Source organism: Neoaquamicrobium microcysteis (assembly GCF_008180155.1).
Lineage (GTDB): Bacteria > Pseudomonadota > Alphaproteobacteria > Rhizobiales > Rhizobiaceae > Aerobium > Aerobium microcysteis.
The window spans coordinates 40,334-63,472 of the sequence record NZ_VSZS01000052.1; the positions used below are offsets into that span (position 1 = coordinate 40,334).

Annotated in this window: 16 protein-coding genes; 9 read left to right on the top strand and 7 right to left on the bottom strand. The window is 61.1% G+C overall.

What is annotated here, in order from left to right:
• Nucleotides 1-3: 3 nt before the first annotated feature.
• The 5 genes from FY036_RS02370 (at nucleotide 4) to FY036_RS02390 (ending at nucleotide 7,829) form a co-directional block, all read left to right on the top strand.
• Nucleotides 4-2,679: a nitrate reductase gene (locus FY036_RS02370; RefSeq protein ID WP_148913099.1), complete on the top strand. Its 2,676-nt coding sequence runs from the start codon at nucleotides 4-6 to the stop codon at nucleotides 2,677-2,679.
• Nucleotides 2,651-4,147 (top strand): siroheme synthase CysG, encoded by a 1,497-nt coding sequence (gene cysG / locus FY036_RS02375; RefSeq protein ID WP_148913100.1) that lies wholly within the window; start codon nucleotides 2,651-2,653, stop codon nucleotides 4,145-4,147. Before FY036_RS02370 ends, cysG begins: the two co-directional genes overlap by 29 nt.
• Nucleotides 4,148-4,521: 374 nt before the next feature.
• On the top strand, nucleotides 4,522-5,439 hold the full coding sequence (locus tag FY036_RS02380; RefSeq protein ID WP_235897470.1) for a baeRF11 domain-containing protein: 918 nt from the start codon (nucleotides 4,522-4,524) through the stop codon (nucleotides 5,437-5,439).
• Between the two features lie 34 nt (nucleotides 5,440-5,473).
• Nucleotides 5,474-5,893: a universal stress protein gene (locus FY036_RS02385; protein ID WP_161601080.1), complete on the top strand. Its 420-nt coding sequence runs from the start codon at nucleotides 5,474-5,476 to the stop codon at nucleotides 5,891-5,893.
• Between the two features lie 112 nt (nucleotides 5,894-6,005).
• Nucleotides 6,006-7,829: an SLC13 family permease gene (locus tag FY036_RS02390; protein ID WP_148913103.1), complete on the top strand. Its 1,824-nt coding sequence runs from the start codon at nucleotides 6,006-6,008 to the stop codon at nucleotides 7,827-7,829.
• 241 nt (nucleotides 7,830-8,070) lie between these two features.
• Here the strand turns inward: FY036_RS02390 and FY036_RS02395 are convergent, their stop codons facing one another.
• The 4 genes from FY036_RS02395 to FY036_RS23715 form a co-directional block, all read right to left on the bottom strand.
• Entirely contained in the window at nucleotides 8,071-8,433 is a 363-nt protein-coding gene (locus FY036_RS02395; protein ID WP_235897472.1) for a response regulator, read from the bottom strand.
• 34 nt (nucleotides 8,434-8,467) lie between these two features.
• Entirely contained in the window at nucleotides 8,468-9,490 is a 1,023-nt protein-coding gene (locus tag FY036_RS02400; RefSeq protein ID WP_235897474.1) for a sensor histidine kinase, read from the bottom strand.
• A gap of 38 nt (nucleotides 9,491-9,528) precedes the next feature.
• A complete protein-coding gene (locus FY036_RS02405; RefSeq protein ID WP_148913105.1) occupies nucleotides 9,529-10,965 on the bottom strand; it encodes an ATPase domain-containing protein in 1,437 nt (478 codons plus the stop codon).
• A 144-nt stretch (nucleotides 10,966-11,109) separates the two neighbouring features.
• Nucleotides 11,110-11,337, bottom strand: coding sequence for a hypothetical protein (locus tag FY036_RS23715; protein WP_161601081.1), 228 nt, complete (start codon nucleotides 11,335-11,337; stop codon nucleotides 11,110-11,112).
• Nucleotides 11,338-11,566: 229 nt separating this feature from the next.
• Between FY036_RS23715 and FY036_RS02410 the strand changes: the two genes are divergently transcribed.
• Nucleotides 11,567-13,084, top strand: a complete 1,518-nt coding sequence (locus FY036_RS02410; RefSeq protein WP_161601082.1) for a sensor histidine kinase — start codon at nucleotides 11,567-11,569, stop codon at nucleotides 13,082-13,084.
• Nucleotides 13,085-13,145: 61 nt separating this feature from the next.
• Here the strand turns inward: FY036_RS02410 and FY036_RS02415 are convergent, their stop codons facing one another.
• A complete protein-coding gene (locus tag FY036_RS02415) occupies nucleotides 13,146-15,335 on the bottom strand; it encodes a putative bifunctional diguanylate cyclase/phosphodiesterase (RefSeq protein ID WP_328593093.1) in 2,190 nt (729 codons plus the stop codon).
• A 498-nt stretch (nucleotides 15,336-15,833) separates the two neighbouring features.
• On the opposite strand from FY036_RS02415, the gene FY036_RS02420 reads away from it, so the two are divergent.
• From FY036_RS02420 to FY036_RS02430, 3 genes are read left to right on the top strand one after another with little or no spacing between them, the layout of a single operon-like run.
• Nucleotides 15,834-16,595 carry an ImuA family protein gene (locus FY036_RS02420; protein WP_148913108.1) on the top strand — a complete coding sequence of 254 codons (762 nt, stop codon included), beginning with the start codon at nucleotides 15,834-15,836 and terminating at the stop codon, nucleotides 16,593-16,595.
• Nucleotides 16,510-18,033, top strand: coding sequence for a Y-family DNA polymerase (locus FY036_RS02425; RefSeq protein ID WP_148913109.1), 1,524 nt, complete (start codon nucleotides 16,510-16,512; stop codon nucleotides 18,031-18,033). The genes FY036_RS02420 and FY036_RS02425 overlap by 86 nt, the downstream gene beginning before the upstream one ends.
• Nucleotides 18,030-21,287: an error-prone DNA polymerase gene (locus tag FY036_RS02430; protein ID WP_148913110.1), complete on the top strand. Its 3,258-nt coding sequence runs from the start codon at nucleotides 18,030-18,032 to the stop codon at nucleotides 21,285-21,287. The genes FY036_RS02425 and FY036_RS02430 overlap by 4 nt, the downstream gene beginning before the upstream one ends.
• 282 nt (nucleotides 21,288-21,569) lie before the next feature.
• Here FY036_RS02430 and FY036_RS02435 read toward each other — a convergent pair whose 3' ends face one another.
• A complete protein-coding gene (locus FY036_RS02435; protein ID WP_148913111.1) occupies nucleotides 21,570-21,887 on the bottom strand; it encodes a DUF190 domain-containing protein in 318 nt (105 codons plus the stop codon).
• Nucleotides 21,884-22,834, bottom strand: coding sequence for a sodium-dependent bicarbonate transport family permease (locus tag FY036_RS02440; RefSeq protein WP_148913112.1), 951 nt, complete (start codon nucleotides 22,832-22,834; stop codon nucleotides 21,884-21,886). The genes FY036_RS02435 and FY036_RS02440 overlap by 4 nt, the downstream gene beginning before the upstream one ends.
• Between the last annotated feature and the right edge of the window lie 305 nt (nucleotides 22,835-23,139).

Here is a 23,139-nt window from a genome sequence, read left to right on the forward strand (position 1 = left end):
ATCATGCAGACACGCCAATCTGATGAGGTAGAGACAACCTGCCCCTATTGCGGGGTCGGGTGCGGGGTGCTGGCCAAAGTCGCTGCCGATGGAGCAATTTGTGTCCGCGGCGACCCCGAACACCCGGCGAATTTCGGTAAACTGTGCTCAAAAGGGTTGGCGCTGAGCGAGACGATGGCGCGCGATGGGCGCGTCCTGCATCCTGAGATCGCGGGAGAACGGGTCGAATGGAACACCGCGCTTGATCTGGTTGCACGCAATTTTGCCGACACCATCGCCCAGCACGGGCCGGATGCGGTGGCATTCTACATCTCGGGCCAGCTGCTAACAGAAGACTACTATGTCGCCAACAAGCTGATGAAGGGCTTCATCGGTTCAGGCAACATCGATACAAATTCGCGGCTGTGCATGGCTTCGTCGGTCGCAGGTCATCGCAGGGCATTTGGCGAAGACATCGTACCGGGCCTCTACGACGATTTCGACGAAGCCGACTTGATCGTCCTCACGGGTTCGAACGCTGCATGGTGTCATCCGATCCTTTACCAGCGCATGCTGACGGCCCGCCGGGTCCGCGGAACAAAGATCATCGTCATCGACCCCCGCCGGACGGCCACCGCCGACGAAAGTGACCTGCACCTGCCGCTCGACCCAGGTACCGATGTGCTATTGTTCAACGGTCTGCTGGCACATCTGGCGCGTGTCGGCGCGATGAACGAAAGTTATGTCGCCAAGCATACGTCGGGCTTTGAGGCCGCGATTTCGCTCGCACTTGCCGATGCCCCCTCCAGCGAAGCCGTCGCACTGGGTTGCGGCCTGCCGGTGGCCGACGTGCGCCTGTTTTACGATCTCTTTGCCGCGACCGAGCGCGCCGTGACGGTCTACAGCCAGGGCGTCAACCAGTCGGCCCACGGTACCGACAAGGTCAATGCAATCATCAATTGCCATCTGGCGACAGGGAGTATCGGCAAACCGGGAGCCGGGCCGTTTTCGGTCACGGGTCAGCCCAACGCGATGGGCGGCCGCGAGGTGGGCGGACTGGCAAACCAGCTGGCCGCTCACATGGGTTTTGAAAACGGGGAAGACGTGGACCGCGTGGCACGCTTCTGGCGTGCCCGGAATATGGCGCGCACGAGTGGGCTGAAAGCGGTCGACATGTTTCGCGCTGTCGGTGACGGCCGCGTCAGGGCGATCTGGATCATGGGTACCAATCCGGCGGTGTCGATGCCGGATTCGAGCCGCGTGCGTGCTGCCCTGAAGCGTTGCGATTTCGTGGTTGTGTCGGATGTCGTGCGAACCGACACGACGCGCTTTGCCGACGTCTTGCTGCCTGCGGCCGCGTGGGGCGAAAAGGACGGAACGGTCACGAACTCCGAGCGTCGCCTTTCCCGCCAGAGACCGTTCGTGCCCACGCCAGCTGAGGTCAGGGCCGACTGGCGCATCATCTGCGATGTGGCTTCACGCATGGGTTTTGCCGATGCGTTCGAATATGCGGATCCTGCAGCCATCTTCCGCGAGCACGCGTCGCTGTCGGCCTTCGAGAACAATGGCGCACGGTTGTTCAACCTCGGCGCTCTCGCTGCCATTTCCAACGGTGATTATGAGACCTTCGGCCCCCGTCATTGGCCGCAACCGAACGAACGCCCCGACGACGCACGCCTCCTGGCGGGTGGACGCTTTCAGACGCCGGACGGTCGCGCCCGTTTCATCCCGGTCAGGCAGGAGGGCGTGGCCCAGCCAGCAAATTCCGCCTTCCCGCTCGCGCTCAACACCGGTCGCCTGCGCGATCAGTGGCATACAATGACGCGTACCGGACTGGTGCCGCGCTTGATGGCGAACGCGCCTTCACCCGTGGTGGAGCTTCATTCCCGCGATGCCGCCGAAAATGAGATGGACGAGGGCGACCTCGCTTATCTGGCCACACCCTATGGATTTGCCCGCGCCAAGGTGCGCATCAACGATGGACAAAAACCGGGCCAGGTCTTCCTGCCGATCCACTGGAGCGGCCAGTATGCCGTCAACGCCGGTACCGGGCCACTGGCGTCGCCTGTCACAGACCCGTTCTCCGGCCAACCGGAATTGAAGCATGTGCCTTTGCGCCTCCGGCGCGAAGTGAAGGCGTGGGAGGGCGTGCTGATCAGCCGCCGGGATCTCCGGCCGACCGGCTTCGTTCATTGGAGCCGGCACAAGGTCGAGGGCGGCTGGGTCTACGAACTGTGTGGAACGGAACGGCCCGACCAAGGCGTACTTCTTGCGAAAGGGCTGCTCGATCCAGCCGGGCGCGCGCAAAGGGTCGAATATGACGACCGCCGTGGGCAAGCTTATCGCGCGGCAGTCACAGACCAGAACGGTGCCCTGATGGAGGCACTGTTCGTCGCGCGTTCGCAGCAGTTGCCACCTTACTCATGGTTGCTTGCGCTCTTGGCTGCCCGCGCGCCGCTTTCGCTTCAGGAACGCATGGCGGTGCTCTCCGGACAGTCCCCGAAGCCGGCGCTGCAGGCAGGCCGCATCGTGTGCGCCTGTTTCAATGTCGGCGAAAACCAGCTCGCCGAAGCAGTTATGGCCGGTTCGACCACCCTCGACCAGATCGGCAAGCTCTTGCAGGCTGGCACCAACTGCGGCTCCTGTCGCTCCGAAATCAGGAAGCTTCTCCATGAAAATAGTCTCCAGGCAGCCGAGTGAAACCGGCCCGGCACGTATCGGCGCACTCAGCGTGCTGCCGGTCTTCTTCGATCTTTCGGTCAAGCGGGTTGTCGTCGCAGGCGGCAGCGAGGCGGCGGCATGGAAGGCCGAGCTGTTGGCGGCCGCCGGTGCCTGCGTCGACCTCTATGCAACCGAGTTGTCCGATGAGATGAGCCGGCTGCTCGCCCACGGTACCGCAATCACGCATCATTCGCGCGGCTGGGACCATAGCTGCCTGCCGGGGGCCGCCATCGCGCTGGCTGACGCGAAGGACGACGATGAAGCCGCTGCTTTCGAAGGCGCGGCACGTGCGGCCGGCGTGCCGTGCAACGTCATAGACCGACCCGCCTATTGCCATTTTCAGTTCGGCTCGATCGTGAACCGATCGCCGGTCGTCATCGGTGTCTCGACGTCGGGCGCAGCGCCGATACTGGGACAGGCAGTGCGGCGGCGCATCGAAACCTTGCTGCCGCCTTCTCTTGCGGCCTGGGCCGACTTTGCCCGGCGAGTGCGCGAACATGTGGTCCGTCGGCTGAGTCCCGGTGCTCAGCGTCGCCGCTTCTGGGAAGGCTTCGTGGACCGGGCCTTCGGACCGGCCCCGGGCAGCCAGGAGGCGGCGGCGGTCATAGCCTCCATCGAGGCTCGATCTCAGTCCGGTGCCAGGGGGAAAGTCACGTTTGTGGGTGCCGGGCCGGGGGATGCTGAACTGCTAACCATCAAGGCCGTCCGTGCCCTGCAATCCGCAGATGTCATCCTGTTCGACGACCTTGTGTCAGACGAGGTGCTGGAACTCGCCAGGCGCGAGGCCAAACGCATCCTGGTAGGTAAGCGCGCCGGGCGAGCGAACTGCAAGCAGCACGAGATCAACGAGATGATGGTGTCTCTCGCGCGTGCCGGTCGCAACGTCGTTCGCCTCAAGTCCGGCGATCCGATGATCTTTGGTCGGGCGGGCGAGGAGATCGAGGAACTGGATAGGGCCGGCCTTGCATATGACGTCGTTCCAGGCATCACGGCGGGCATCGCTTTGTCCGCGGCCCTGGGGGTATCTTTGACCCATCGAGACCACGCGAAATCCGTACGCTTCGTTACCGGGCACTCTCGCCATGGTGGGCTACCGGAAGACATTGACTGGATCAGCATCGCCGATACCTCGGCCACGACCATCTTCTACATGGGTGGTCGCACCGCGTGCGAAATCTCCTCAAGGCTTAGGTCGCTCGGCATGCTCGCGCAAACCCCGGTCGTTATCGCGGCCAACATTGGACGCGCGACGCAGTCGGTGACCCACACAACACTTGGTGGACTACCCGACGCTGCTGCGGAGCTTCGTTACGGCCAGGCGGTTCTGATTGGCATCGGCAGTGTGTTCCGGCAAGCTGCCGAGGCAGGCGGTACGAAAAACAAGAAATTCGCGCCGCGGTGCGACGCCGAAATTCCAGCTCAAGAACGCCTTCGCCTGTTCGCATAGCTGGCCTGCGGTGCTGAGGGCGAACCTGACCCCCTTTCGTTGTGACGCCGGGCGCAAGTCGACCGAAGGTGGTTGCGACCTTGTGCCATCCTGCAATGGCTGATCTGATACCCAACTCAAGTCGGAGGAAACGATCTCACGCAAACTGACCGAAAAAGGAAAAGCGCCTGATGCTCCATGTCGATATCCCGACCCGCTCCCAGATCATTGCCCTGAACAAGGTCCGCGCGCCAGCCTGCGTCTCGATCTATCTCAAGACCACGCCTTTGACCCAGCACTCGGACGCTTCCCGCATCGAGCTTGGGAATCTCGCCCGGCAGGCAAGGGAGCAGCTTGAAGCCGCCGGGCTCGACAAACGCCAACTGGCAGCGCTCGTGGAGCAGATCGAAGAGCTGCGCGAGGATGATGATTTCTGGACCCTGCAAGCCAACAGCCTTGCGATCCTTGCAACCCCAACCAGCCTGCAGACCTTCCGACTTGCCAACGATCTGACTGAGACTGTGCAAGTTTCCGACAGGTTTCATCTCAAGCCGCTTTTGAGAGCCATTACGTTCCCGCATTCCGCTTTTGTCCTAGCGCTCTCGGAAAACGCGGTACGGCTCGTCGAAATCCACGCAGACCTGCCCGCCCAGACCGTCAAGGTCAGCGGCTTGCCCAAAGATGCCGCAAGTGCGGTTGGCAAATCGACCTTGAACGATCGATCGGCCAGCGGAAGAATGCACGGCTCGGAAGGGCAGAACGTTCGCTTCCAGCAATATGCCCGCAAGGTGGATGCCGCTCTGCGTCCGGTTCTGGCGGGTCTAGACACGCCCTTGATCCTCGCCGCAACCGGACGCCTTGCATCAGTTTACCGCTCAGCGAACACATATCCGAACCTGCTTGCAGGCGGCATTGACGACAGCCCCGACCGCATCAGTGATGCCGACCTTGCCGCCGCGTCCCGGCCCTTGCTGGATCAGGCCTATGCAGCAGAGCTGGAAAAGGCGAGAAGTCTGTTTGAGGTCAGGTCAGGTGAGGGACGGGCGACAACGGATCTTTCGCACGCGGCGCGTGCCGCCACCTTCGGCGCCATCGACACGCTTCTGGTCAATATCGATACCGTAGTCCATGGGTCGATCGACGAGACCACCGGCGCCTTGAGGCTTGCCGATGCGGCTGATGCGACCAGCTATGGGGTCGTCGACGAAATTGCAGGTCGGGCCATCGCCAATGGCGCGAAGGTACTGGGCGTGCGCGCCTCCGACCTGCCTGATGGAGGCGAGCTGGCAGCGATCCTTCGCTTCACCGCATAAGCAACCGCAATTCGAGCCGCGGAGAACACCACCCATGGACGAGAAGGGCAGGTTGGTATGTTGCGTCAACGGGAGCAGTCACTCCGCGCGCGCTGTCGAATTGTCCTGCCTTCTTGCTCCCGTTTTAGGCTTGGAGCTGACTTTTGCCCTGGTCAACCAAACGAGGCCAGCGAGCGGTCATTCCGACATCCGTTCCTGGAGCGATGAGGAGGCTAGGCATATCCTGGATACGTGCCTGACATATGCCCGCGCGAAGGGCCTCCGGAAGGCATATGCGAAAAAGATCGAGGCGGCGGGCATTTCCACCGCCATCCTAGAGTACGCGCATGAGCAAAAGGTGCTGCACATCGTCGTCGGCACCGGAAATCCACCCTTCATTGGCCGCCTGCTGATGGGATCGGTATCCGAGGCGATCGTTGCACGCGCTCCCTGCTCCGTTACCATCGCACGATAGGGCGAACGCCCTTTTGCGGTGGGGCTCCTCCGTCACTGTCATCGTGCTCTGGGAACTCGCGCCCAGATCGGACCGCCTTGGGATTTTGAGACGGTTGCGATAGGCCTTGTTCATGTCTGACCTTGCGATTGTTCTTCTTCTGCTCGTCTCCGCCATTGTTATGTTTGCTCTCGGGCGTCCACGGATGGACGCCGTTGCGCTTGTCATGATTGTCGCCCTGCCGCTCACAGGTGTGATCGATGTCGGGGATGCGCTGGCTGGTTTCGCCGACCCTAACATTGTTCTGATCGGTGCCTTATTCGTGGTGGGAGAGGCACTCGTACGAACTGGGATCGCGCAGCGCCTGGGTGACTGGCTGGTGCGCAAGGCGGGACGAAGCGAGGCTCGCCTGATCGTGCTTCTGATGGTCGTGGTCGCCGGCATCGGTTCGTTCATGAGCTCGACGGGCGTGGTGGCGATCTTCATTCCGATCGTGTTGCGGATCGCGCGCAATGCATCCATTCCCGCAGGTCGTCTGATGATGCCCTTGTCGGTGGCCGCGCTGCTGAGCGGCATGATGACACTCGTCGCCACCGCTCCGAACCTCGTGGTCCACGGCGAACTCATGCGCAACGGCTTGGAAGGATTCGGCTTCTTCGCCTTTACGCCGTTCGGCCTGCCGCTGCTGGCACTTGCGATCCTTTACATGCTGGTAGCGAAGAAGTTCCTGGGACGGTCCGCAGCGCCATCCGATGTGCTGGAGCGCCCCACGCTCGGTCATTTCGTAACCGCTTATGGGTTGGACGGGAGGGAACACAGGTTCTCCGTACGTCCAGGTTCGCCGCTCGTCGGCAATAGCCTGAGCGCGTTCGACCTGCGCGGCAGTGTAGGCATCAATATCATAGCGATCGAACGCGCCACCCGCTTCGGGAGACAACTCTTGCGGCCAAGAGCTGAGAGCCGGATCGAAGCTGGTGACGTGATGCTGATCGATGCAAAGTCACCAGAGCTGGATATGGACGAGGTGGCTGCACGGTACGGCCTCGACCGGCTTGCGCTCGGAAATATCTATTTCGGCGACCGCTCCCAGGAGATTGGGCTTGCGGAACTGCTCGTGTCGCCGGACTCGCGCCTCGTTGGAAAGACAGTTGTCGACGCACGCCTGCGCAGCGCCACTGATCTTGTCGCAATCGGCATTCGGCGTGGACGCGAAGCCATCGGTGGGCCGTTGACCGAGGTTGTCTTTCACGCCGGGGACCCGATACTGGTGATCGGTCCCTGGCGGGCAATCACGCGTGTGCCGCAGGGGCCAGAGAGACTGATCCTGCTCAACACGCCCGTGGAAATCGAGGATGTGGCGCCGGCCTCGCACCGCGCACCCCATGCGGCTCTCATTTTGCTCGTGACCGTTGCCCTGATGGCTTCCGGGGTGGTTCCAAACGTCATCGCCGCCTTGCTTGGATGCCTTATGTTCGGCTTTTTTGGCTGCATCGACATGAATGCAGCCTATCGCTCGATCCACTGGCAGACGCTCATCTTGATCGTCGGGATGCTTCCTTTCTCGATTGCGCTCCAGCGGACGGGCGGCATCGATATTGTTGCCGATTGGCTGCTGGCCATACTGGGGGGCTCCTCACCACGCGTGGTGCTGGCTACCCTGTTTGCCCTGACGGCGGTGCTTGGCCTGTTCATATCGAACACCGCTACAGCAGTGTTGATGGCGCCAGTCGCACTAGCACTCGCCGGTGCGCTCAATGTCTCGCCTTACCCGCTCGCCATGACGGTTGCGCTTGCTGCGTCCGCAGCCTTTATGACGCCGGTGTCCTCGCCCGTGAATACGTTGGTGGTGGGCCCCGGCAACTACCGCTTCTTTGATTTCGTCATGATCGGCGTTCCCTTTACGCTGGTCGCCCTGGCCGTCACGATCCTGCTCGTGCCTGTCCTGCTGCCATTCTAAATCAAGCGATTTGTAGAAGACATTGAGGAGGGCATGTTCCGTCCGCCGGGCATCGGAACATTGTCGCGAAGTCGGCTGCGCTGTACCGGCGCGCGGCCGGCCAACCAATCGAGGGCGGCAAGCGCCGTCGTCAGTTTGCGCAACTGAACAGTACGCCGGCCCGTGTTGTCGTCGCGAGCCGGAGCGGGAAAGCTTTTTGACCGGTTTGCGTGCGTTTGGCTAAGCAGCGGGAGTGAGCGGCTTAATCGCTGTTGTTCACCACGCTGGCAAGCAGGCGGAGTTTCTCCGAAAGCAGGCTTTCGGAGATTGGCTTGGGGACGACGCCCACCGCTACATCACGATATTCCTCGGCTACTTGGCTCTGCCCGGTCACGAAAATGGACGGGACACCTCGTTCTTTGAGCCAGACCACCGCCTGCGGTCCCGTGTGTCCGTCGGCGAGATCGATATCGACGAGTGCACAATCCATCACCAGCGTATCAAACCGTTCGCGCAGCTCCTCAAAGCTGCTTGCTGTTCCGGCAAATACGTGGCCCCCATCCTCGACTAACTGTTCAACATGCATCGCGATCAGAGGGTTGTCCTCAAGATAGAAAATGCGCATCGGCTGCCCCCGGGCCTGAGTGGAAGAGTTTCCCTCAACTCCCGTGACTGTCAGAGGTTGCCGATAATGGGGAAAACAGTCCCCGTGCCTCGCATCGCAGGCCATCCCTCTCGAAAGAGATTTGAGGCGGTCGACCAAACATACTCGTAAGCGCGGATCTCACATAGCGTGTTCCGTAGCCGATCCGCATTGGCTCCTCCACCGTCGGGCCCCCATATTCCTTCCAACGAATCCCAAGCTCCGGCGCCTGGGTTTTTGATACCTCCCACGTAAAGCGGACGCGACCCTCAGGCCGAGACATGGCACCGTACTTGATTGCATTGGTCGTCAGTTCGTGAAGGCAAAGCGCCATGGTGGTGCCGGCTTCACGATGCAGTGTTACCGGTGGACCCTGCGCGACTATCCTCTCGTCGTCGCCGACCATGTAGGGTTCGAAAGTCAGTGCTGCTATTTCAGCTATCGATACGGCGTCGTCTTCCGCATGAAAAACTGCGGAGTGAACCTTATCCAACGCTCCGAGCCGACCACGGAAATCTCTCGCCAGCACTTCAACTGACGTAGCGCCGCGCCGCGTCATCTCGAAGATCGATGTGACACTGGCGAGAATGTTCTTCACGCGATGATTGAGTTCGCGGCGTAGCTCGATCTCGCGTGCGATGTGGTCACGCACTTCGCGCTGACGCAGTCTGACGAGCAAGGCGGATTGGACGCCGCTCACAAGCTCAACCGCGGTCACAGGACGCTGGTAGAAGAGTAGCCTTGCCCGGGGCCAGACACGGCTCAGTTCGGCGCGCACCTGATCGGGACGTGACGCGCGGTCTAGAAGGACCACAACGGGCATCTCGGCCCACGAAGGCTGGCGGTTCAAATGGTCTGCGACGGCTTCAATTGCTGCTGGCGTCAACGCCTCGTGAGTTCCAATCAGCACCCCTGGCGATGCCGCAAGCAATTCGGCGAGATTGTTGCCAGCAAGCCCGATTTCCACGTTGACCTGATGATCGCCAAGAAGCCGGGCAAGGTAATCGGCGTCTTTGCGATATGGCGCCAGGATCAGCACATGATCTAACGCCGAAGGGCTATTTTCGTCTGCGGGACTCACGCTTCCGGCAGGGGGTTATAAGGCACGACGGTAATGCCCGAGCTCTGGATGAACAGTTCGTGGACATCGAGATCATGGGGGCCGTGCCGCTTCTTGACGACCGTAATGTTGCGGCGAAGCCGGCCATCATGCTCGGTCAACCTGAGAAGTAGAACAGTGTCACCAAGGAAGCTGACGTCAACATCTATCCCAACGTTTTGCCCCAAAAGTCCATGTTGGGCAACAATCAACATCGTAAGAACTCCGGCGCGCGCAAGATACTTAAGAAGTGACTGGATGTCGCGAACAGCCTTGTCTCGATGGGGCAGGGAATTGAGATAGCCCGTGAAGCTGTCAATCACCACAACTCGTGTGTTGTCTTCGGTGACGATAGTCTGGACGATCTGCGCGAACTCCCCAGGCGAAATTTCATTAGGATTGAAATCCCGGATGATGAGTTGGCCGGAGTCGTAAAACGGGCGCAGGTTCATGCCCAGCCCCTCGGACCGCCTGAAAAAGGTCTCCAGCCTCTCCTCGAACAAGAATAACGCCACGCATTCTCCACGTTCGAGCGCCGCAGTAGAGTAGAGTGACGCCATGGTCGATTTGCCGGTTCCGGACTGACCGATAACGAGCGTGATTGTCCCTGATTCCTGACCGCCGCCGAACATCTCGTCGAGTGTATCGACGCCGGACTTGATCAATTCCGGCCTGTTATCTTCTGAAGCCGAGCCGGCTACGATGCGCGGGAATACGACGACACCTTCCCCTTCACGTATCGCCATGTCATGATAACCATCCGCGATAGGCACCCCACGCATTTTGGAAACCTCGATGCGCCGACGCACGGCGCCATAGTCCTCAAGCGACTTGTCGAACCGGATCACTCCATGGGCGATACCCTCAACCTCCTCGCCGTTGTTTCCTTCGCGGTCCTGCGTATCCAGCAAAAGAGCGACAACGTTGCGCTTGGCCAAAAACGCCTTGAATCCGATCAGTTCGCGACGAAAGCGCGGGGTGTCACCGGTTATTAGCCGGATCTCCAGAAGAGAGTCGTAGACCAGGCGGCTGGGTTTATGTTCATCGATAGCGCGCTCGATCGCTTGGCGGGTCTCGTCGAGACGCAACTCAGCCGTCTGGAAAATCGTCTGGTCCGCACCGCCGCTCACGGCGTCGGAGGCCGACAGTTCCTCAACCCGGATCCCTTCCATTGTCCATCCGTGCGATATGGCAATCGATTCAAGTTCTGCCGCGGTCTGGGACAGACTTACGTAGATGCAACGCTCACCCGCCTCGACGCCGGCACGCAGAAACTGCAGTGCCGCAGTCGTCTTGCCCGCGCCGGGAGCTCCCTGCAGCATGTATAGATTGGAGGGCGGCAGACCGCCACGGAGGATGTCGTCCAGTCCAGTGATCCCCGTTGAGATCGGCTTAGAAGTCTTACGCTTGGCCATTTTGGCTCCCGTGCGATGTCCCACCTCTGCGCTAGCACGTTTCACACGGTTCTGGCAGCCAATTCGGCGAGATGAGCTGCGGCCAAGGAAACGGCACAGCGCCAGATTCTGAGGTTGACGTGGTGTGCAATCACAGGGGATCGGCTACCAGCCAAAAAAGGCCAGGCACAGATGCGCCTGGTCAGAGTTTGAAGGCAAAGCCTTCGTGAGGGGAACAGGCGCTGAATGGGAGAACAACGCACTGCACGCCGCCATATGGTGCAGGGTGACGCAGCGGCAATGGGAGGAACAAGAAACAATCGGCTCGTCGATTTGTGCCATCGCGGCGTTCAGCCCAGGGGGTGCCCCCATGCCGCGGTCGGGCTTGGTCAACGCGCGTTCTCCCCCTCGACGGATCCGAAGTCTCGGCGGAAACACCGCCATCCAATGGAAAAGCGTGGGTGATTGCCCCTTCTTCGCCACCGAACTTGAAGTTCCAAGTTCTTGGGCTCAAAAGATGATGTCGGACTTCGCACTTGCGCCTTCAGTCCGATTGTCACCGCCGCGAGGCATCCAGGACGAAAGGGCAGCGGTGTCTATCTGGTCTGGTTTACGGCTGCGAATGAGAGGGAGCCTGTCGGCAGCATTCGCTGCGCTTTGGCTTGCGCTCATCACGCTTTTGGCGCTGGTCGTCGTGGCGGCCCTCCTTGTTATCCAGAACTACAGGGGGGTTGTCGAAGCGGGCGAGGCCCGCGCTATGTCGGCAGCCCAGGTTGTGGCCGCGCATATCGAATGGATGATGGAAGCCAGCGACCAAGCTTTGCAACGCATTGAGGAAGCAGTTGGTGCGGGTCCGGTGGTGCAGTCTGCCGGGGCCATAGCAGACATTCGCCAAGCTGTCGGAAACCTCCCGGCTGGTTTTCAGTATTCGGTTTACGACGAAACGGGAAGATTGCGGTTTTCCAGCATACCCGAGGCAGTGGGGGTCGAGGTTTCGGACCGCGAGTATTTCAAGAGGCTGGCAAACGGCGAGACATTGGTCATTTCCCCTCAACTCGAGGAGCGGCTCAGCGGCGAGCAAGTCTTCGTCGTGGCACGACGGATCGCCAGAGGTGACACGTTTCTAGGTGCCGCCAGCATCGCCATCCCGACCAAAGCCATGGACGAATTTTGGGCCCTTCTGGAATTGGGTCCTTTGTCCACCGTCTCGATAGTCCGCAATGACGGGTGGGTGGTGGCGCGCCACCCTCAACTCGAACACACCATGGATCTGAGCCAGAGTCAGCTGTTCCAAGTTCATCTGGGCGATGCGACAAGCGGTGTCTACTCCAGTTCCGCGTCACCAGCGGACGGTATTTCGCGCATCGTCGGCTTCCGTGTGGTCCAGTCGTGGCCTCTTGTCGCGACCGCAGGCGTAGAGCGCGGAGAGGCGTTGGCAGCCTTCTGGACGAGCCTGCGGGCAGGGCTGACCATCGGAGTTCCGTTGATCGGTCTTCTCCTGGCTGGAGCAATCTGGATCTTCAGCCTGCTTCGGGCCGATTCGGAACGACGTCTGGCTCTTGAGCAGGCCCTCAACCGTAACAGTTTTCTACTCAGGGAAATCCATCACAGAGTGAAGAACAACCTGCAGGCCGTAGCCGCTCTTGTGAGCATGCAGCCCCTTTCCAAGGAGAGTAAGGAGGATATGGCCAGGCGTATCTCGGCAATGGTGGCTGTCCATGAGCAGATTTATGAGGCCGATCAATTTGATCGGCTGAATATGGCGCCTTACGCGGAGCGCCTGGTCAGCGATGTCGCGGCAGGCTTCGACGACACTGTCGCAATCAAGGTCCAAGCCGAAGCGCTGCTCGTTGAACCGGACCAGGCACTTTCTCTAGGGCTGATACTCAACGAGGCGATTACCAACGCCTTCAAATATGCCTTCGCGCATAGACAAGATGGCAAATTGAGCGTCATGCTGAAGAAGGAGGGTTCGGTTGGGCAGTTGATCGTCGCGGACAACGGTCCGGGCTTTGATGCCAATGCCCGCAAGGGGATGGGAAGCAGGCTGATCCGAGGCCTTGCAAGTCAGCTCGACGGGGACGTGCGTGTGGAAGCCGACAGCGGTACCAAGATTACCGTCACGTTTCCCCTCTCCTGACGCCAAGAGCACTCACCTCGACGCCTAGGCACAGCGGGCGACTACCAGAGCGACCTGCCGCCTAGGTTGGCATTCCTCCAACTTTTGCCGACGTTGGGGTCCGGTCAGCGCCAAAAAAACGTTCCTCTAGCGCAGCCGCTTCGCAAGGCTTGCCCAGCAGGAAACCCTGCAGTTCATCGCATCCTATCTTCCCGAGTATGCGGCTTTGCTCCTCGGTCTCGACACCTTCGGCGGTTGTCTTGAGCCCCGTTGCTTTCGCCAGGTGGATGATGGCTCGAACGATCGCTTCATCGCCGTTGTCGGTTCCAAAACCATGAATGAAGCTGCGATCGATCTTGATCCGGTCGACATCGAGTTGCTGAAGCCGACCCAGGGAAGAAAAGCCGGTGCCAAAGTCATCGAGAGCGAAATGGACGCCCATCTCTCGCAATGCAGCAATGTTCGCCTGACAGTGTCCGTCCGTATCCGACATTGCTGTCTCGGTTACCTCCAGCTCAAGTCGGCCAGGGCTGAACCCCGTGGACATCAGGATGTTGGCCACACGCATCGCGTAAGCGGGACTTTTCAATTCGGCTGCCGACACGTTCACCGCAAGCGTGCGTATCGGCCACTCCTTGGCGGTAGAGCAGGCTTGGCGAAGCACGAACTCCCCCAGAGCCTCTATCAGACCCGACTCTTCGGCCAAGGGAATAAAGGCATCCGGCCCTACGCGTCCCCGGGTAGGATGGTTCCAGCGCAACAGGGATTCAACCCCGACCAGAGTCCGACCCTTCGCTTCGAACAATGGCTGGTAGTGGACTTCGAACTGGCCCGGCTGGTCCAGCGCGCTGCGAAGGTCACGTTCCAATGCACGGCGTTCGACGATTAGCGCCTCCATGTCGTCTTTAAAGATGGCATACCCGCTGCGCCCATTGGCCTTCGCCGCGTAAAGCGCGATATCGGCCTTGCGGGACAGATCATTGGCGCTGACCCCATCGCGAGGACATAGTGCCACGCCGATGCTGACACCGACAAAGACTTGCGTGCCAGCCAATTCGAAGGGATGGCGGGCGCTTTCTACAACTCTGAGGCAGAGCTGATCGATTTCCTGTTGGTCTTCGAGCCCCTCCACGACAATAACGAACTCATCACCGCCAAGTCTGGCCACCATGTCTGTCGGTCGAGCGCAGGCCAACAGTCGCTCCGAAAACTCGCGCAGCAAAGTATCCCCTGCCGCGTGGCCCAGCGTGTCGTTGACTTCCTTGAACCGATCAAGATCCAGATAGAGCAGGGCAAGTGTACTCCCTCCAGCGGAGACCGTTTCCAGGGCTTGCGCCATGCGGTGCTCGAACTGTCGCCGGTTCGGTAGCCCCGTCAGCACGTCATGTGAGGCAAGGTGCTGAATTTCTGCCTGCGTGCGCGTCAGTGCCAGCGACCGGCGTCGCAAAACAAGGATCAGGCCTGCCAACGCGGTCATGCCTGCGAGAAACAAGCTTATCAGGACAGGCCAAACATGAGCATAGACAATCGAGCCGGGCCGGAACGGCGTCCACACAAAGTACCCCAAGACCGTCCGCCCAGCGGTGCGAAGGGGGCTTGAGACTTCGTCGGGCCCCGTCTCGGCAGACCAATCAAAGCGTAGACCGTCCAGCAGATAGTTGTGCTGCAATTCCTCAACGAGGCTGTCATCGAGATAGCGCATCGCCAGATGAAGGTGCTCTTGACCTGGAACCTGCTCGATATCGCCGCTGTCTGACACGATCGGCTTGACGCTGAGAATTGCAGGCCTGCCATTTATCTCCACAAGGTCGGAAGCCCCAATTGTCATAACCCTGTCTGACACGCCGGTCTCATCGCCAGCGCGCAGTCGGCTTCTGAGACCGGCGGCAAGAGGAGCGGCCTGCTCCCAGATATCTGCCAGCCGTTGGGGAGAGGCGACCGTTCCACCAACGGACGCGTATATGGGGCTGTCGTCCCCGCCGATGATATAGGCCGCGTCATGCCCAAAATAGCTGTTCATCCAGCTTCCAAGATTGACGTCCACCCAATCCAAATCTCGTGCACTTACACCGTTTACAGCGTCATCCCAGACCGTCACGCTTTCCTGCTGGAGAGCGACATTTGCCTGTAGCTGCGAGACCACCAGCGCGGCCAGTGCCTCTTGACGCTGGATAGTCAGGCGATCCGCTTCGGCGGTCGACCAGTAAAGAAGCCCTCCGGCGAACGCGTTAAGGAGAACAGCCAGAACGAAAAAGGGGATGACGGTCCGCAAGATGAACCGCCGGGGATCGGGATGGTCGAGGCTCGGAAACATGGGCAGGCACTAAACGCGATGGAACACGCCCGCACACTGTCACACAGAACCTAAATTATCCCTTGTGCGCAACGATCGCATTTCCTTCAATGCAGTAACTTGCGCAGAAATCGCGATTTGATGGACAGCGCCACCCGTATGAGCGGGGACGAAACCGCCAATGTTCACCCGGCGGTCGTCCCCCAACTTTCTTTGGTTTCCTCTTCCGACAACCCAAGACCGCAATCGACCCAGGGCAGCCTTCCCTCCACACCGTAGTGGGAGCGAGGCACGAGGTCCTCGCCCTAAGATTCAAAGACAATTGTACCTGGGCGAACCCTTACTTGCGACAGCATACCCCACCCCACCTAAACGTCGAGGTGACGAGCCCGATTGACTCACTTTGTGAAAGAGAACAAATAACGAACATATCGGTGCACCAAGCGTTACGAAGCCTTTCAGGAGACCTGGACTTTCATGGCCGATCGCCCGGCAAACCCAGTCATTGCCCAGCTTCAGGAGCGCATCGCGCACCTCGGCGGCGGGACTGGCCGCCTGCGTCAGGTCCTGCCCTTCGGTCTGGCCGAAATCGACAGGCGGCTTCCAGGAGGCGGGCTGGGCGTTGGATGCCTGCATGAGATCGCCGGGGGCGGCAATGGCGCCGTAGATGGTGCGGCCGCAGCGATGTTTGCCGCAGGGATCGCGGCGCGGACCAAGGGCAAGGTGCTCTGGATCGTCACGCGCCCTGACCTGTTTGCGCCGGCGATCGCCCAGGCGGGCCTTCAGCCCGACCGGGTCATCCATGTTGAGGCCGGAGATGAAAAGGCGCTGCTTGCGTGTTTCGAGGAAGGACTTCGCCACGGCGGCCTGGGAGCAGCCGTCGCCGAAACCGCTCATCTTTCGATGACTGCATCGCGCCGGCTGCAATTGGCGGCGGAAGGGTCGAACACGATCGGCTTGGCAGTTCGTCGTTGGCGGCGACAGACCGAAGCGGGAGATTTCGGGCAACCAACTGCCAGCGTCTCTCGCTGGCGGGTCTCGGTGTTGCCTTCAGTGGGCTTGCCCGTCGCCGGCATCGGCCGCGCCCGCTGGCTGGTCGAGCTGATCCGATGCAGGGCCGGCGAAAGTGCAGATTTTGAAGTGGAGGCTTGCGATGCCCAGGGTCGTATCGCTTTTCCTTCCAAGGTGGCCGACAGACCGCCTCAGAAGGAAGTCGGGAGACGCATCGCCTCCGCATGAGGCGCCACTTGTCCTGATCGGCCGCACAGGCCGCCGCAGAACCATTGCCGCCCTCGATACCAATGCCCAGGCGCTTGGTCTCACGAGAGGCATGGCCGTAGCCAAGGCGCAGGCACTCGTCCCCGGTCTCGTCGTGATGGACGCCGATCCTCCCGCCGATCGGCAAGGGCTCGAAAGGCTGGCCTTGTGGGCGCTGCAGCGCATCTCGCCTGTGGTGGCGGCCGATCCGCCTGATGGCCTCGTGATCGACACGACCGGAACCGATCACCTCCATGGCGGCGAGGAAATGATGCTCACGGCGATCGTGCAGCGCCTTGCCGCTTCCGGCGTTGAAGCAAGGGCGGCGGTCGCCGATACCTGGGGTGCTGCCCATGCCGCGGCACGTTTTGTGCGCCGGCAGACGACTGTCGTTCCGGCAGGACGGGGAACGGCCATGCTGCGACCCATGCCGCTAGCGGCCCTGCGCTTGGACGGCGAGATTGTGACCGGCCTTCGCAGCCTCGGCTTCGAGACGGTCGGGGATCTGATGGATCAGCCGCGCGCACCCCTCGTCTTGCGGTTCGGCCCCGAGATCGGCAGGCGGCTCGAGCAGGCCGTGGGGCTGGTCGCCGAACCCGTCGAACCAATCCGGTCGCCCGAACTTGTCGAAGTCAGGCGTGTCTTTGGCGAACCGATCGGCGCAGCCGAGACTATTGCTCGCTACACGGGCAAGCTGGTCGATGCACTTTGCCTCCAGCTTGAAAAGCGTGGCCTCGGGGCGCGCCGGCTCGATTTGCTGCTCCATCGGGTCGACGACACCTTGCAGTTCATCCGAGTGGGGATGGCTCAGCCGGTGCGCGATCCCAAACGCCTCACCCGCCTGCTACGCGACAAGATCGAGACAATTGACCCCGGTTTCGGCATCGAGATCATGGTGCTGGTGGCGATCGAAACCGAGGCGCTACACGACAACCAGGCGATCTCCTCGCTGGTCGCGCCGCCAGAACCGGATGTTTCGGACTTGGTCGACGTGCTCGCCAATCGTGTCGGCGGCAATCGGCTCTACCGGTTCACGCCGGTCCAGAGCGATGTGCCCGAGCGATCGGTGGCGCGCGTGCCGGCGCTGGCGCCGGAAACCGGCGCGACATGGGAAGGCGACTGGCCACGCCCGCCGCGGCTTCTGCCCCGGCCCGAGCCCGTCGAGACCATGGCGCTGCTTCCCGATCATCCACCGGTCTGGTTCACCTGGCGGGGTGTGCGTCGGCGCGTCAAGCGAGCCGACGGCCCCGAGCGCATCCGCGGCGAATGGTGGAAGCGCGACGCGGAGATGACCACGGTCAGGGATTATTTCCGGGTCGAGGACGAGACCGGAGAGCGCTACTGGTTGTTTCGCTCCGGAGACGGTGAGCGCGAAGACAGCGGTTCACACCGCTGGTTCCTGCACGGGATCTTCGCATGAGTGGGCCGCGCTATGCCGAATTGCAGGTAACCAGCCACTTCTCGTTCCTGCGCGGGGCGAGCAGTTGCGAGGAGTTGTTTGCCGAAGCCGCCCGGGTCGGTGTCGATGCGCTTGGCATTGTCGACCGCAACTCACTGGCGGGAATCGTCCGTGCGCTCGAGGCGGCCAGGACCACCGGAATCCGCCTCGTGGTCGGCTGCCGTCTCGATCTTACCGATGGCATGTCAGTCCTTGTTTATCCAACCGATCGGCCCGCCTATGCGCGGCTTTGCCGTCTACTTTCGCTGGGCAAGAAGCGTGCTGGCAAGGGCAAATGCCTTCTCGAATGGGCCGATCTCGTCGCCTATGGCGAGGGCATGATCGCCGTGCTCGTTCCGGATGCGGCCGACGAGATTTGCGCGCTGCATCTGCGGCGCCTGCGCGAGGCATTCGACAACCGCGCCTATCTGGCCCTGACGCTACGCCGGCGGCCCAATGACCAGATGCGTCTCTGGGAATTGTCCAACCTGGCGATGCAGGCGCGCGTGCCGACCGTCGTCACCAATGACGTGCTGTTTCATGAGGCGGGTCGTCAGGTGATGCAGGATCTGGTGACGGCCATCCGGCACAACGTCACCATCGATGAGCTGGGGCATCGCCGCGAGCGCTTTGCCGACCGCTATCTGAAATCGGCCCAGGAAATGCACCGGCTCTTCGGCCGCTATCCCGAGGCTCTGGCTCGCACCGTCGAAATCATGGAGCGCTGTCGGTTCTCGCTCGACCAGCTCGCCTATCAATACCCGCAAGAAAAGCTCCACCCCGAACTGACGCCCCAGCAGGCGCTCGAAAAGCTCACCTGGGAGGGCGCGGCAGAGCGGTACCCCGAAGGCTTGCCGGACAAGGTCCGCGCCAATCTCAATCACGAATTGCGCCTGATCGAGAAGCTCGAATACGCACCATACTTTTTGACTGTGAACGCCATCGTCCACTTCGCGCGCTCGAAAGGCATTCAGTGCCAGGGCAGGGGATCTGCAGCCAATTCGGCCGTCTGCTTCGTGCTAGGCGTCACCTCGGTCGATCCCGATCGTAACGATCTGCTCTTTGAACGCTTCGTCTCAGAAGAACGGCGTGAGCCGCCCGACATCGATGTCGATTTCGAGCATGAGCGGCGCGAAGAGGTCATCCAGTGGGTCTATAAGACCTATGGTCGCGAGCGCGCCGCGCTCTGCTCGACCGTCATCCGCTATCGCGCCAAGGGCGCGCTACGCGATGTCGGAAAGGCGCTTGGCCTGCCCGAGGATCTTACCAAGTCGCTTTCATCGCAGGTATGGGGCTGGTCGGAAGGTGTCGAGCAGAAACACGCCGAAGGCCTCAACTTAAATACGGGCGACCGCCGCCTGCGGCTGGCGCTAGAGCTCGCCCACCAGCTTGTCGGCACGCCGCGCCATCTCTCCCAGCACCCCGGCGGGTTCGTTCTGACCCGCGACCGGCTCGACGAGCTCGTCCCGATCGAGCCGGCCGCCATGGAGGACCGGCAGGTCATCGAGTGGGACAAGGACGACATTGATGTGCTCAAATTCATGAAGGTCGACGTCCTGGCGCTCGGCATGCTGTCGTGCATGCGCCGCGCCTTCGATCTTCTCGCCGAGCACAAGGACATAGGGCTTGATCTCGCCACCATCCCGGCTGAGGATCCGCGCACCTATGCGATGATCCGCAAGGCCGATACCCTCGGCACCTTCCAGATCGAGAGCCGTGCCCAGATGGCCATGCTGCCTCGCATCAAGCCGCGGACCTTCTACGATCTGGTCATCGAGGTGGCGATCGTGCGTCCCGGCCCCATCCAGGGCGACATGGTGCATCCCTATCTGCGCCGGCGCGAGGGCAAGGAGGAGGTGACCTATCCCAAGCCCGAACTCGAGGCCGTGCTCGGCAAGACGCTGGGCGTGCCGCTCTTCCAGGAGCAGGCCATGCGGGTTGCCATCGAATGCGCGGGCTTTACCGCCGGCGAGGCCGATCAGCTGCGCCGTGCCATGGCGACGTTCAAGCATACAGGCGGCGTCTCCAAGTTCGGCGAGAAGCTGATCGCCGGCATGGTCGCCAATGGCTACGACCGCGAATTCGCGGAGCGAACCTTCAAGCAGCTCGAAGGGTTCGGCTCCTATGGCTTTCCCGAAAGCCATGCGGCGAGCTTCGCCCTCATCGCCTATGCCTCCTCCTGGATGAAATGCTGGCACCCCGAGGTCTTCTGCTGCGCGCTCCTCAACGCCCAGCCCATGGGCTTTTATGCCCCGGCCCAGATCGTGCGCGATGCACGCGAGCACGGCGTCGAAATCCGGCCCGTTTGCGTCAATTCATCCCGCTGGGACTGTACGCTCGAGGCGATCGGCGAGGATGGCGATTTCGCCGTCCGGCTGGGTCTGCGCATGGTCAAGGGGCTGGGCAATGCGGAAGCCGCGCGCCTCGTCTCCTGCCGGGAAAACCGGCCATTCGTATCAGTGGATGACCTGTGGCGCCGGGCAGGTATTCCGGCGGCCGCCCTGGTGAAACTTGCCGAGGCTGATGCTTTTCGGCCCAACCTGCAGCTGGTCCGGCGCGAAGCGCTCTGGGCCATCAAGGCGCTGCGTGATGAGCCCCTCCCGCTCTTTGCCGCCGCGGCCCGGCGCAAGGCGGAGGTTGTACCTGAACAGACCGAGCCGGGCGTCGCGCTGCGTCCGATGGCGGCCGGCAGTGAGGTGGTTGAGGATTACAGCCATACCGGGCTGACGCTTCGGCAGCACCCGGTCTCGTTCCTGCGCGCTGACCTTACCCGCCAACGCGTGATGACCTGCGCCGACGCCGTCGCCTCACGCGACCGGCGCTGGGTCCATGTCGCCGGCCTAGTTCTGGTGCGCCAGCGACCAGGCAGTGCCAAGGGTGTCATGTTCATCACGCTCGAGGACGAAACCGCGGTCGCCAACCTCGTGGTGTGGACCAAGGTCTTCGAGAAATTCCGCCGTGTCGTACTGGGATGCGGCATGATCGGGGCGAAGGGCAGGGTGCAGCGCGAGGGCGAGGTGGTGCATATCGTCGCCCATGAGCTGATCGACATGTCCGCGGAACTGGCCAGTATCGGGTCGCGGGATACTGATTTCCGATTGCCGCATGGGCGCGGTGATGAGTTCCATCACGGCTCTCCGGCGCCCGATCCGCGCGGATTGCCCCAGGCGAGGAATATGGTCGATCCCTATAGGCATATCGATGAAATCAGGGTGAAGACGCGGGATTTTCGATGACCGGAGTGTCGGTCAAGTCTCGAACCCGAGCCGATCACGAATAACACCCGGCAGCTTCGATGCAATTTCGGACATTATGTGCGCTTTGTCTTCGCGCATGAAGCGGTCGATAGGGGGCTGAAGGAAGCGCCATGCATCAAGCCGAGATTTAACCTCAACACTGCCAATAGGATCGGATAACCAGATATCGCGGCATCGACATACTGTCGTTGGCATCGCTAGAGAATCTAAATGAATGAAGCCAACTCTCTGTACTGTCTGTTGACACCTTAACTCATGTTTCTATGCGAACTTCTCAGGCCGCAGCACATTGATGGTGCTGAGCATGACGATTAGCCCGTAACTGTCGAGAAGGGGCCTGATATCCTCGATGAAGGCATCGGCCTTGCCGGGCTCCGCCACGACGAGCACGGTGACCTTGTGTTGCGCACTCGTGATGAGATCATCGTCCCAGGTTCCCGCCTCGCCCTCGCCGGATAAGGTCGGCATGACAGTGTGGCCCCGGATCGCGTGTTTGCCCAAGAGAGTAACGATCTGCGGCACAAGCGGCGCATCGACCAGAATTTCAACTCGCGTCCGCTCGGTTCCGGGAAGGGTCATTGCACCACCTGCTGCGCTATCCAGATGTAGATCGGAATGCCGACCAAGATGTTGAAGGGAAACGTCACCGCCAGGGACATGCCGAGGTACAACCCCGGATCGGCTTGGGGAAGCGCAAGGCGCATGGCGGCGGGCACCGCAATATAGCTCGCGCTCCCTGCCAGGATGCCAAGGGCTGCCGCTGTGCCGACATCAAGACCGATTGCAGCACCAAGCAAAACGCCCAACATACCGTTGGTCAGCGCAATCGCGATCGCCAAGGCGATGAGCCGAGGCGTCAGGCTTTTGCCCTCGCGCAGCCTCTTGGCCGCGATCAATCCCATATCGAGCAGGAACAGGCAAAGCACACCACGGAACGCCCCTTCAAAGACCGGCGCGATGGGGGAGAACCCGTCTTTGCCCACAATCAGGCCGACCGAAAAGCTACCCACGAGCAGCATGACCGACGCATTGGTCAGTGTCTCGTGGAGCAGATCGCCCATCGGACGCGGCTCAGCACCACCGTAACGTTGCGCAAGCAACAGGCCGCTGACGATTGCAGGCGTTTCCATCAATGCCAGCACGGCAACCGTATAACCCGCTGCGGGGATTTGCTGCCGAGTCAGGATTTCGAGACCGGTCACGAAGGTAACGACCGAAACCGAGCCATAATGGGCGGACACGGCCGCTGCATTGACGCTGCTGAGCTTGCCGACGCGGCGCAGGACGACAAAAACCGGCAAGGGCAACATGAAGCTGAGGGCTATGCCAGCTGCCGCCGCAACTAGCAGCTCGAGGGTAAAGCCAGCCTCGGCGACCTCCACGCCGCCTTTCAGCCCTATCGCTACCATCAGGTAGAGCGATATGCCCTTGCCGACGGCCTCCGGGATAGAGAGGTCGGACCGAACGAGAGCGGCGAGAGCACCCAGCACAAAGAAAAGCACAACAGGCGACAGGAGTGTTTCCAAGGCTCAAACCGATTCAGATGATAACGCCAGCTTAGCAATAGCGAGGTTCGCGTTGGCTGGGCAAGTATGGAGGCCGTGGCGTTGACGGTGCCAAGATAGGCGTACCCACCCCTTTGTGGAGTTGATGTCGTGCGGCAATCGCGTCACTTATGTGGGTGTGGGGTAAAAAGGGTTGCATATTTCGCAGTCGGCACAGCTCGTGGGACTGGAACTGATCTGCGAGCTCATTCAGGACGATGAGTATTGAAGATAAGTTGCGCTGCGCATTAGCCAAGGATGCATCCGCTGCATTGAAAGCAATGACA

Excerpts from the sequence above, each read along its gene's own strand:
- FY036_RS02405 (WP_148913105.1), bottom strand. The coding sequence starts at position 10,965 with ATGGCCAAGCGTAAGACTTCTAAGCCGATCTCAACGGGGATCACTGGA.
- FY036_RS02370 (WP_148913099.1), top strand. The coding sequence starts at position 4 with ATGCAGACACGCCAATCTGATGAGGTAGAGACAACCTGCCCCTATTGC.
- FY036_RS02435 (WP_148913111.1), bottom strand. The coding sequence starts at position 21,887 with ATGACCCTTCCCGGAACCGAGCGGACGCGAGTTGAAATTCTGGTCGAT.
- FY036_RS02410 (WP_161601082.1), top strand. The coding sequence starts at position 11,567 with ATGAGAGGGAGCCTGTCGGCAGCATTCGCTGCGCTTTGGCTTGCGCTC.
- FY036_RS02390 (WP_148913103.1), top strand. The coding sequence starts at position 6,006 with ATGTCTGACCTTGCGATTGTTCTTCTTCTGCTCGTCTCCGCCATTGTT.
- FY036_RS02385 (WP_161601080.1), top strand. The coding sequence starts at position 5,474 with ATGGACGAGAAGGGCAGGTTGGTATGTTGCGTCAACGGGAGCAGTCAC.
- FY036_RS02395 (WP_235897472.1), bottom strand. The coding sequence starts at position 8,433 with ATGCGCATTTTCTATCTTGAGGACAACCCTCTGATCGCGATGCATGTT.
- cysG (WP_148913100.1), top strand. The coding sequence starts at position 2,651 with ATGAAAATAGTCTCCAGGCAGCCGAGTGAAACCGGCCCGGCACGTATC.
- FY036_RS02430 (WP_148913110.1), top strand. The coding sequence starts at position 18,030 with ATGAGTGGGCCGCGCTATGCCGAATTGCAGGTAACCAGCCACTTCTCG.
- FY036_RS02420 (WP_148913108.1), top strand. The coding sequence starts at position 15,834 with ATGGCCGATCGCCCGGCAAACCCAGTCATTGCCCAGCTTCAGGAGCGC.
- FY036_RS02425 (WP_148913109.1), top strand. The coding sequence starts at position 16,510 with ATGCCCAGGGTCGTATCGCTTTTCCTTCCAAGGTGGCCGACAGACCGC.